Below are 10,587 nucleotides of genomic sequence, written 5' to 3' on the forward strand. Positions count from 1 at the left end.
GCCCAGAGCGGGGCCACGCGTGGCTGGGCGGGGATCGCGGCGGAGAGCGGCTATGCCGACCAGGCGCATCTCGCACGGGAGTTCGTCGAATTCGCAGGGGAACCGCCCACTGCGTGGGCGCGCCGGCAGGCGCTGACCGACCGCCGGCTGGTTCACGCCGACGACGGGTTGCTCGACGGGTAACAAACCTTCAAGCCGCAGCCGCATCGGCTCGTGCAGAGTGGCGCCGTCAGCCAAAAAGGTGAGCCACCATGAAGCACGACATCGAACCGCCCCGCATCTATCCCACCCTGCGCTGCATGGACGCTGAGGCGATGATCGCCTGGCTCAAGACGGTGATCGGATTCACCGAGCGCGTGGTCTATCGCGACGGCGGCGTGATCCACCACGCTGAGCTCGCCTACGGTTCCTCGATGCTGATGCTGGGGCAGAGCCGCGACGATGCCTATGGCAGGCTGGTCGGCGATGCCACCGGCCGCCGCACCGATTCAATCTACATCGCCGTCGACGATCCCGACGCTCTGCATGCGAAGGCCCGGGCGGCGGGTGCCAAGATCGAAATGGAACTGCGTGACACCGACTATGGCAGCCGCGATTTCGCCTGCCGTGACCCGGAAGGAAATCTCTGGAGCTTCGGCACCTATTGGCCGAAGGCGCACGAGAAGCCGCTGCCGTGAAACGACAGCAGCAAGCTCACAGCTTCAGGGCCGGCGCCGGACCGATCAGACCGTGATGTCGGCGCTCGGAGCGGCCTTGGCGCCGCCCTTGGAAACACCGACCAGCGCCGGACGCAGGATGCGATCGCCGATCATGTAGCCGGCCTGGACGACCTGCACCACGGTGCCCGACGGCACCGAGGTGTCCGGCACCTCGAACATCGCCTGCTGGAAGTTCGGATCGAACTTCTCGCCGATCGGATCGAACTTCTTGACGCCGTTCTTCTCCAGCGCGTTGAGCAGCGACCGCTCGGTCAGCTCGACGCCTTCGATCAGCGCCTTCAGGCCGGGATCGGCGGATTCCTTGGTCTCGGCCGGCACGGCATCGATCGCGCGCTGCAGATTGTCGGCGATATCGAGCACGTCGCGGGCGAAGCCGGTGATGCCGTAGGTCTTGGCGTCGGCAACCTCGCGGCGGGTGCGCTGACGGAGGTTCTCCATCTCGGCCAGCGTGCGCAGCGTCCGGTCGCGCGCCTCGGCGAGTTCCTTGGCCAGCGCCTCAGCCGATCCCGCCTCGGGATCGTCAGGCATGATGTAAGGCTTCGAGACCACGGGTTCACCCGTCGGCGCCGAATTCTCGGTGTTGTCATTGGCCCGGTTCGGATCGGTCATGGCTTGCCTTCTCGAAAACTCGCGTCGGTTCAAATCTTGGGGATTGCTGCCCGGGATATCGTGCTTTGAGCGGCGAAAATCAAGCGCAACATACCGGTCTCAGGCATTGGGATCTCCGGTTCGGGCGAAGAAAACCCGTCAAATGAAGGCGAAATCCAGTCCGCTCAGCCACCCAGCATCTTGCTGACGATGCGCGCGGCATAATCCACGGTCGGGATCACCCGCGCATAGTTCAGCCGCGTCGGTCCGATCACGCCGAGCACGCCGACGATCCGGCCCTGGGCGTCGCCGTAGGGCGCGATGATGGTGGAGGAACCCGACAGCGAGAAAAGCTTGTTCTCCGAGCCGATGAAGATCCGCACGCCCTCGCCGCGCTCGGCACGGCCGAGCAGATCGATGACGCCGCGCTTGGTCTCGAGATCGTCGAACAGCGACTTGATCCGCTCGAGATCGTCCAGCGCATGCAGATCCTCGAGCAGATTGGCGTGACCGCGCACGATCAGCTGGCGGTCCTCGCTCTCGCCGCCGGACCAGCTCGCGATGCCGGCCGCGACGACCTTTTGCGTGAGCTGATCGAGCTCGGCGCGGTTTTGCGTCAATGCGGTCTCGAGCTCGAGCCGCGCTTCTGCGAGCGTCCGGCCACGAATCCGCGCATTGAGGAAATTGGTCGCTTCGGTCAGGGCCGAGGACGGCACGCCCGGCGGCAGCGCCAGCACTCGGTTTTCGACCTGGCCGTCTTCGCCGACCAGCACGACCAGCGCCTTCTCCGGCTCCAGCCGCACGAATTCGATGTGCTTCAGCCGCGCGTTCGACTTCTGCGTCAGCACCACAGCCGCGGCACGGGTCAGCCCCGACAGCCGCGTCAGCGCTTCGCCGAGCGCCGCCTCGACCGATTGCGCACGGCCGACGGCCGCAAGCTGGGTCTGGATCGATTGCCGCTCGGCCTCGGTGAGGTCGCCGACCTGCATCAGGGCGTCGACGAAGAAACGCAGGCCGAGTTCGGTCGGCAGCCGGCCCGCGGAGGTGTGCGGCGCATAGATCAGGCCGAGCTGTTCGAGGTCCGACATCACATTGCGGACCGAGGCCGGCGACAGCGGTAATGCGATCAGCCGCGAGATATTGCGCGAACCGACCGGCTCGCCGGTCGCGAGATAGCTTTCGACGATTTGACGAAAAATGTCGCGCGAACGCTCGTTGAGCTGGGCGAGCCCGGCATGCGGCGCGATCAGGCCTATCGGATCGTGGTGCGTCACACTCCAGTCCTTCACAATTGCTGCCTAATCTGTCGCTCCCGGAGGCCGGTGACAAGCATACATTCGGCCCCCCGGCAGCGGACCATACCCGGGCCGAAAACCCTTGCCGCTGCCCCTTCCCGCTCCTACAAGCACGCCCAACCCACTTTCTCGGAATTCTGGAGGATTTCCAATGCGGCCAAGCCGCCGTGCGCCCGATGAACTGCGTCCCGTGTCGCTGGAACGCGGCGTCGTCAAATATGCCGAGGGTTCCTGCATGGTGAAGTTCGGCGACACCCATGTGCTGGTGACCGCCACGCTGGAAGAGCGGTTGCCGCCGTGGCTGAAGGGCCAGGGCCGCGGCTGGGTCACTGCTGAATACGGCATGCTGCCGCGCGCCACCCTGGAACGCACCCGCCGCGAGGCCTCCGCCGGCAAGCAGGGCGGCCGCACGGTCGAGATCCAGCGGCTGATCGGCCGCTCGCTGCGCGCAGCCGTCGACCTCGAGGCGCTCGGCGAGCGCCAGATCACGGTCGATTGCGACGTCATCCAGGCCGATGGCGGCACCCGCACCGCCTCGATCACCGGTGCCTGGGTGGCGCTGGCCGACTGCATCAACTGGATGAAGACCCGCAACATGCTGAAGACCAACGTGTTGCGCGACAATGTGGCGGCGATCTCCTGCGGCATCTACCAGGGCACGCCGGTGCTCGATCTCGACTATGCCGAGGACTCCGAGGCCGACACCGACGCCAATTTCGTCATGACCGGCGACGGCCGCATCATCGAGGTGCAGGGCACCGCCGAGAAGACGCCGTTCTCGGAAGGTGAATTCCTGGCGCTGATGGCACTGGCGCGCAAAGGTGTCGCGCGTCTGGTCGACTTGCAAAAGATCGCGGTGGCGTAGTCAGATCGCTCATGCACCGCCGAATCACCGGAAGGCTCGTCATCGCCACCCATAATCCCGGCAAGCTCGCCGAGATGCGGGAACTGCTGGCGCCGCACGGCGTGGAGGCGGTGTCGGCCGGCGAGCTCGGTCTCGCCGAGCCCGAGGAGACCGGCGACAGCTTTCGCGCCAACGCCGCGATCAAAGCCATCGCGGCCGCGAAGGCGACGGGACTGCCCGCTTTCGCCGACGATTCCGGCCTCGTGGTCGACGCGCTCGACGGCGCACCCGGGATCTATTCGGCGCGCTGGGCCGGCGAGGGCAAGGACTTCATGGCGGCGATGACGCGGATCGAGCGCCTGCTGCAGGAGCGCGGCGCCACCGCGCCGGACCGCCGAAGTGCGCATTTCGTCTCCGCGCTGTGCGTGGCCTGGCCCGACGATCACCTCGAAGAGGTCGAGGCCCGCGCCGACGGAACCCTGGTCTGGCCGCCGCGCGGCACCGCCGGATTCGGCTATGATCCGGCTTTCCTGCCCGACGGGTATAGGCGGACCTTTGGCGAGATGAGCAGCATCGAGAAGCACGGCCTGCCGCCGCTCGGGCTCGGCCTGTCGCATCGCGCCCGCGCCTTCGTGAAGCTCGCGGAGATCTGCCTTGAGCCACGCTGAACGAGAAGCTTTCGGCGTCTACGTGCACTGGCCGTTCTGCCTGTCGAAATGCCCGTATTGCGATTTCAACAGCCACGTCCGGCACGCGCCGGTCGACGAGGCGCGCTTCGTGCGCGCGTTCGCCCGCGAGATCGAGACCACCGCCGCGCGGGTGCCGGGACGCGAAGTGTCGTCGATCTTCCTCGGCGGCGGCACGCCCTCGCTGATGCAGCCGCAAACCGTCGGCGCCGTGCTCGATGCGATCGGCAAGCACTGGCAGGTCTCGCGCGACGTCGAGGTGACGCTCGAGGCCAATCCGACCAGCGTCGAGGCGACGCGCTTTCGCGGCTATCGCGCAGCCGGCGTCAATCGCGTCTCGCTCGGCGTACAGGCACTGGACGATGCTTCGCTGAAGGCATTGGGCCGCCTGCATACCGCGCGCGAGGCGCTCGACGCGGTTGCGATCGCGCGCTCTGCGTTCGACCGTTACTCGTTCGATCTGATCTACGCGCGGCCCGACCAGACGCCGCAGATGTGGGCCGATGAATTGAAGCAGGCGATCTCGGAAGCGGCCGAGCACCTGTCGCTCTATCAGCTCACGATCGAGGAAGGCACACCGTTCTTCGGGCTGCATGCCGCCGGCAAATTGCAGACCCCGGATGAAGCGACCGCGCGCGCGCTCTACGACGTGACGCAGGAGGTCTGCGCCCGCGAGGGATTGCCGGCCTACGAGATCTCCAACCACGCCCGCGCCGGCGCCGAGTGCAAGCACAACCTGGTCTATTGGCGCGGCGAGCAATATGCCGGCATCGGCCCCGGCGCGCATGGAAGGCTCGACATCGACGGTGTCAGGCACGCGACCGCGACCGAGCGGCGCCCCGAGGCCTGGCTGTTGAACGTCGAGGAGCGCGGTCATGGCGTCGTCACCGATGACAGCCTCAACAGCGAAGAACGCGCCGACGAATTTCTCTTGATGGGGCTGCGGCTCGCCGAGGGCATCGATCCCAGCCGCTATGCGAAGCTTTCCGGCCGAAAGCTCGATCCGCACCGGATCGCGATGCTGCGCGAGGAGGGCGCGATCGCCGTCGATGCCGACGGACGGCTGCGCGTGACCAAGTCGGGATTCCCGGTGCTCGACGCGGTCGTTGCGGATCTCGCCGCCTAGAGCCTATCCCGTTCCGATTGAATCGGAACGGGCTCTAGATTCTTGTTTTGACGCGTTTTCTTCACGCGAATCGGAATCCACTTCGCTCGAAAACGCTCTAGGTGCACGCTGCCAGAATATCGAAAACAACCCCATGCAAAGTAGCGGGCGGGTGCCGGCGCTCGACAAGGCAGCTTGACCGCCTGACGAAATTAAGCGCCAAAGCTCTTCGGCGAGCCGGCGACCGGCGTGCCGCCGCCGGACGCCACCTTCATGACCGCCAGGCCGCGCTCATTGGTGCCGTCGGAGCGGAAGCGGAACAGGCCGTCGATGCCGGCAAAGCCGGATGGATTGGTCAGCGTCTCCGGTGCAAAACGCTGCGCGCCCTGGGTGCGCGCCAGCGCCGCCATCAGCGCCACGGCGTCATAGGCAAGCGTCGCAGTGCGCACCGGCTCGCCGGCGAATTTGGTGCGATAGCGGCCGGCGAAGCCGCGGAAGCCGGACGGATCGGGCGCGGCGTAGAGGCCGCCCTGCAGGACCGGACTCGCGAACACCCGCGGATTGTCCCACAGCCCGGTGCCGAGTAGCTGGATGTTGCGCAGATTGGCACCCGCTGCAGTGAGTGCGTCGGCGGTCGCGACCACCGAATCGCCGTCGTCGGCGAGCAGCAGCGCATCGGCTTGGCCGAGCGCCTGGGCCACGGTCCGCGCCGGCGTCGCGCGATCGGCGCCATATTTCTCGAATGCGACGACGCGGCCGTTCTTGCGGCCGACCGCCTGCTTGAATGCGGCCTCGACCACGTTGCCATAGGCGTTGTCCGGCACCATCGCGGCGAACGAGCGTTTTCCGATCCCGGCGGAATAATCGACGATCCGGTTGATGTCGGACTCCGGCAGGAAGCTCAGCAGATAGACGCCGTGCCCGGCGACGCTCGAATCGGTGGAGAATGCGATCACCGAGGTGCCGCGCGGCCGCGTCAGTTGCGCGGTAGCCGGCACCGAGCCTGCGAACAGCGGTCCCAGAATGATCTCGGCGCCCTCGGATAGCGCCTGCTGGGAGCCCTGCGCCGCGCCCTGCGGGCTGCCGCCATCGTCCTTGATCAGGAGCTGAATGTTCGGATTCTGGAATTCCGCGAGCGCCATTTCGGCGGCGTTCCGCATCGACTGCGCGGCGAGCCCGGCATTGCCGGAAGCCGACAGCGGCAGGATCAGCCCGATCTTGACTTGCCCGGTGCCGACCGCTTGCGGCTGTTGCGGCGGGCCGGCCGGACCGGCTTCCTGGTTGCCTCCGAACGGGCTGGAAAACTGGCTCAAGCTCTGCTGGATGCCGGAACAGGCGCTCAGCAACGGCGCACCCACGAGCAGACCAAGCGCAGTTCGCCGGGTCGTGCCCGACGGCGGGGACATGCGGTGATGCGGGCCTGCCATCGTCTCTCTTCTCTTGACCGACCAGGATCGGCCAGGACTCCATCCAGCTCTGATGAGGCGGGTGGATTCAGGCATATTGTCGGCGAATAGTTAACTAAAACAAAAGGATTATGGCCTCGCGGCGCCGTTGCCGCGGCTCCCGTTTCCCTCAGCAACCGCCTACCGTCATCGCAGTTTCCGGATGTGGCGCAAGTGCTGCCATCCCTCTAGATTGGCATTATGCGCGCAAAAGCCAGTTCCCTCCACCATTCCGATGCCACGACAGGCACTGCGGCCAGAACCTTTTCGATCGGCGGCCAGCAGCTGGCGGCGCCAAAGGCCGCGCCCGGGCTCCATCTGGTGGCGACCCCGATCGGCAACCTCGGCGACATCACCCTGCGCGCGCTGGAAACGCTGGCGGGCGTCGACGTCATTGCCTGCGAGGACACCAGGATCACGCGCCGGCTGACCGAGCGTTACGCAATCACCGTCGAACTGGCGCTCTACCACGAGCACAACGCGGCCCAGGCCCGGCCCAAGATCCTCGAGCGGCTGGCGCAGGGCGCCTCGATCGCGCTGGTTTCCGATGCCGGCACGCCGCTGATCTCCGATCCCGGCTTCAAGCTGGTGCGCGACGTCTGCGCCGCCGGGCATGCCGTCACCGCGGTGCCGGGACCGTCGTCGGTGCTATCAGCGCTGTCGGTTGCGGCGCTGCCGACCGACCGGTTCTTCTTCGAGGGATTTTTGCCGGCGAAGGAGCACGCGCGCCGCGCGCGGCTTACCGAGCTCGCCCGGATCGATGCGACGCTCGTGATGTTCGAATCGGGCAATCGCGTGCAGGACACGCTGCGCGATCTCGCCGCGATCATGGCTGGGCGCGATGCGGCGATCTGCCGCGAGCTGACCAAACTGCACGAGGAGGTCAAGCGCGCGCCGGTGGCCGAGCTTGCGGCAGGCGCGGACGCGCTGGAGACGCGCGGCGAGTTCGTGCTCGTGATTGGACCGCCGGCCGATGATGCCGGGGTGATGGGCCAGGAAGCGCTCGACGACCTCCTGCGCGCGCAGCTTGGCCGCGGCAGCGTCAAGGATGCGGTCGCGCATGCGGTCGAGCTGTCGGGCCGGCCGCGCCGCGAGGTCTACGCGCGCGCCCTCGAGCTTGCGAAGACCATCGGGGACGGCGATGGCGAAGACTGACAGCGCCTCGCCCGAACGCGTCGCCGCGTTCCGCACCGGCCTATCGGCCGAGAGCCGCGCCGCGGCCCTCCTGATCGCCAAGGGCTATCGCATCCTGGCAAGGCGCTTCCGCACCCCCTATGGCGAGATCGACCTGGTGGTGCGCCGGCGCAATCTGCTCGCCTTCGTCGAGGTCAAGGCCCGTGCCAGCCTCGATGACGCCGCCTATGCGGTGACGCCGCGCCAGCAGCAGCGCATCGTCAATGCCGCCCAGGCCTGGCTGATGGCGCATCCCGAACATGCCGGATTTGATCTCAGATTCGACGCCGTGCTGATTGCGCCGAAGAGCCTGCCGCGCCATCTGTTAGCGGCATTCGACGCAAGCCCTTAAAGTTACCCTCAGACCTCGCGGGATACGCTTATGAAATTGAAGATCGCCGTCCAGATGGATCCCATCGCGCGCATCAACATCCGCGGCGATTCGACCTTTGCGCTGCTGCTCGAGGCGCAGAAGCGCGGCCACGGCATTTCCTACTACACGCCCGACAAGCTGTCGCTGCGCGGCGAGGAGCTGGTGGCGCCGGTGCAGTCTCTCACCGTGCGCGACGAGGTCGGCGATCACTTCACGCTGGGCGAGCCGAAGCGGGAGGCCCTCAACGGCTTCGACGTCGTGCTGCTGCGGCAGGACCCGCCGTTCGATCTCGCCTACATCACCTCGACGCATTTCCTCGAGCGCATCCATCCGAAGACCCTGGTCGTCAACGATCCGGCCAGCGTGCGCAACGCGCCGGAGAAGCTGTTCGTGATGAATTTCCCGCAGCTGATGCCGCCGACCCTGATCTCGCGCGACCTCGACGAGATCAACGCCTTCCGCGACCAGCACGGCGCCGTCGTCATGAAGCCGTTGCACGGCCATGGCGGCGCCGCGGTCTTCCGCGTGATGCCGCAGGACATGAACTTCGGCTCGCTGTTCGACATGTTCTCGGTCACCTTCAAGGAGCCCTGGGTGATCCAGCGCTTCCTCCCCGAGGTGAAGCATGGCGACAAGCGCATCATCCTGGTCGACGGCGAGTTCGCCGGCGCCGTCAACCGCGTGCCGGCGGCCGACGATCTGCGCTCCAACATGGTGCGGGGCGGTGCGGCCAAGGCGACCGAGCTCTCGGATCGCGAGCGCGAAATCTGCGCCACTGTCGGGCCCGCGTTGCGCGAACTTGGCCTGCTGTTCGTCGGCATCGACGTGATCGACGGCAATTTGACCGAGATCAACGTGACCTCGCCGACCGGCATCCGCGCCATTCAGCGGCTCAACGGCCCGGACGTCGCAGCGATGATCTGGGATACCATCGAGAAGAAGCGCGCCGCGAAATAATCCTCCCTTGTGCGATGCACATGCAGGTTGAACTCTAGCCGGAGTTCGACCGCGCCTGCGTTCGCCTTATTCTACTTGCCAGCTTGCGCAGGCGAAGGCAGCATCCTCTTGCCTGCGTCAGGTCAAGCGGCGGGCCAACGCGGGCGACAACGCGAAAATCTCATAAAAAATTGTGGAGGAAGACGTTATGACGCTCAATGTCTCACGACGATCCTTGCTCGCGCTCGGTGCCGGTCTCGGCGCCAGCACACTACTCGGCGGCACCGCACAGGCGCGCGCGCCGAAGCTCGGCACGCAAACACCCTATTGGCACCGCTTCGAGCTCGGCGATGCCGAAGTGACCGTCGTCTCCGACGGGCCGCTTCCGCTCGGCGATCCTTCCGGCACCTTCACCGGCGTGCCGAAGGAAGAAGTGAAGAAGATGCTCTCCGACAATTTCCTCTCGCCCGACAATGTCGTGCTCGAGCAGAATTCGCCGATCGTCAACATGGGCGACAGGCTGATCCTGTTCGATACCGGCATGGGCACCTCGAAGGCCTTCGGTCCGACCACCGGCCGGCAGCAGAAGAGCATGCAGGAAGCCGGCATCAAGCCGGAAGACATCGACGCCGTCGTGCTGTCGCACGCGCATATCGATCATATCGGCGGCATTGTCGGCGCCGACGACAAGCCGCTGTTCCCGAATGCGCAGTACTACATCGCGCAAAGCGATCTCGATTTCTGGACCGACGAAGGCAAGATGGGCAGTCCGTTGAAGGACTTTGTCGTGCATGCCCGCAAGAACCTGCTGCCGGTGCGCGACCGCATCGTGTTCTTCAAGGACGGCCAGGAGTTCCTGCCCGGCGTGCAGGCGATCGCGGCGCCCGGCCACACCGTGGGCCACACCATCTTCATGGTGAGCTCGGGCGGCAAATCCTTTGCCTTCCTCGGCGACCTCTCGCATCACGCGGTGCTGCTGCTGGAGCGGCCGCGGATGGAATTCTCCTACGACACCGATCCGAAGCAGGCGGCGAACTCGCGGGTCAAGCTGCTGGAGATGCTGGCCGCGAACAAGACGCCCGTGATGTCCTATCACTTCGCCTGGCCGGGCTACGGCCACGTCGCCAAGGCCGGCGAGGGCTTCCACTATTATCCGGAACCGATGCAGATGACGCTGTGACAGCGGCGCATCCGGGAGCGGCGCAGGTCGCCCCCGGATGTTCCCTTAATGTTCTTGCGCTGGGAAGCCCGCTCCGCTACCTTGGGTGGCGGAAGATAGGGGCAGCATGGTCCAGCGGGTTTCCACCGTCGCATTCGAGGGGATCGAGGCTCGCGCGGTCGACGTGCAGGTGCAGGTCGCGCCCGGATTGCCGGCATTCGCCATCGTCGGCCTGCCCGATAAGGCGGTGTCGGAGGCGCGCGA

The 10,587-nt window shown here is 66.3% G+C and carries 12 protein-coding genes and 1 pseudogene; 10 read left to right on the plus strand and 3 right to left on the minus strand.

Going from position 1 to position 10,587, the window contains the following annotated elements; translation table 11 throughout:
* Positions 1-183, plus strand: a 183-nt coding sequence (locus H8B02_RS40070; RefSeq protein ID WP_229171218.1) for a helix-turn-helix domain-containing protein, incomplete at its 5' end; no start/stop codon positions are given.
* 68 nt (positions 184-251) lie between these two features.
* Positions 252-677, plus strand: a complete 426-nt coding sequence (locus tag H8B02_RS40075) for a VOC family protein (protein ID WP_229171219.1) — start codon at positions 252-254, stop codon at positions 675-677.
* Between the two features lie 45 nt (positions 678-722).
* On the opposite strand, the gene grpE is transcribed toward H8B02_RS40075, so the two are convergent.
* Complete coding sequence (gene grpE, locus H8B02_RS40080) at positions 723-1,328, minus strand: nucleotide exchange factor GrpE (RefSeq protein WP_229171220.1); 606 nt, start codon at positions 1,326-1,328, stop codon at positions 723-725.
* Between the two features lie 164 nt (positions 1,329-1,492).
* Positions 1,493-2,581, minus strand: coding sequence for a heat-inducible transcriptional repressor HrcA (gene hrcA / locus H8B02_RS40085; RefSeq protein ID WP_021078184.1), 1,089 nt, complete (start codon positions 2,579-2,581; stop codon positions 1,493-1,495).
* 172 nt (positions 2,582-2,753) lie between these two features.
* On the opposite strand from hrcA, the gene rph reads away from it, so the two are divergent.
* From rph to hemW, 3 genes are read left to right on the plus strand one after another with little or no spacing between them, the layout of a single operon-like run.
* Complete coding sequence (gene rph / locus H8B02_RS40090; RefSeq protein WP_016841497.1) at positions 2,754-3,467, plus strand: ribonuclease PH; 714 nt, start codon at positions 2,754-2,756, stop codon at positions 3,465-3,467.
* Positions 3,468-3,478: 11 nt separating this feature from the next.
* Positions 3,479-4,114, plus strand: a complete 636-nt coding sequence (rdgB, locus tag H8B02_RS40095) for an RdgB/HAM1 family non-canonical purine NTP pyrophosphatase (RefSeq protein ID WP_229171221.1) — start codon at positions 3,479-3,481, stop codon at positions 4,112-4,114.
* On the plus strand, positions 4,101-5,258 hold the full coding sequence (hemW, locus tag H8B02_RS40100; RefSeq protein ID WP_229171222.1) for a radical SAM family heme chaperone HemW: 1,158 nt from the start codon (positions 4,101-4,103) through the stop codon (positions 5,256-5,258). The genes rdgB and hemW overlap by 14 nt, the downstream gene beginning before the upstream one ends.
* A 191-nt stretch (positions 5,259-5,449) precedes the next feature.
* Here the strand turns inward: hemW and H8B02_RS40105 are convergent, their stop codons facing one another.
* Positions 5,450-6,664, minus strand: a complete 1,215-nt coding sequence (locus tag H8B02_RS40105; protein WP_229171223.1) for a penicillin-binding protein activator — start codon at positions 6,662-6,664, stop codon at positions 5,450-5,452.
* Between the two features lie 219 nt (positions 6,665-6,883).
* Between H8B02_RS40105 and rsmI the strand changes: the two genes are divergently transcribed.
* The 5 genes and pseudogenes from rsmI to H8B02_RS40130 form a co-directional block, all read left to right on the plus strand.
* Complete coding sequence (rsmI, locus tag H8B02_RS40110; RefSeq protein WP_229171224.1) at positions 6,884-7,837, plus strand: 16S rRNA (cytidine(1402)-2'-O)-methyltransferase; 954 nt, start codon at positions 6,884-6,886, stop codon at positions 7,835-7,837.
* Positions 7,824-8,207 carry a YraN family protein gene (locus tag H8B02_RS40115; protein ID WP_229171225.1) on the plus strand — a complete coding sequence of 128 codons (384 nt, stop codon included), beginning with the start codon at positions 7,824-7,826 and terminating at the stop codon, positions 8,205-8,207. Before rsmI ends, H8B02_RS40115 begins: the two co-directional genes overlap by 14 nt.
* A gap of 30 nt (positions 8,208-8,237) precedes the next feature.
* On the plus strand, positions 8,238-9,185 hold the full coding sequence (gene gshB, locus H8B02_RS40120; protein ID WP_229171226.1) for a glutathione synthase: 948 nt from the start codon (positions 8,238-8,240) through the stop codon (positions 9,183-9,185).
* Between the two features lie 187 nt (positions 9,186-9,372).
* Positions 9,373-10,344 carry an MBL fold metallo-hydrolase gene (locus H8B02_RS40125; protein WP_229171227.1) on the plus strand — a complete coding sequence of 324 codons (972 nt, stop codon included), beginning with the start codon at positions 9,373-9,375 and terminating at the stop codon, positions 10,342-10,344.
* Between the two features lie 106 nt (positions 10,345-10,450).
* Positions 10,451-10,587, plus strand: a pseudogene (locus tag H8B02_RS40130) (ATP-binding protein); the annotation flags it as partial.

It is taken from the genome of Bradyrhizobium altum, assembly GCF_020889705.1.
Classification (GTDB): domain Bacteria; phylum Pseudomonadota; class Alphaproteobacteria; order Rhizobiales; family Xanthobacteraceae; genus Bradyrhizobium; species Bradyrhizobium altum.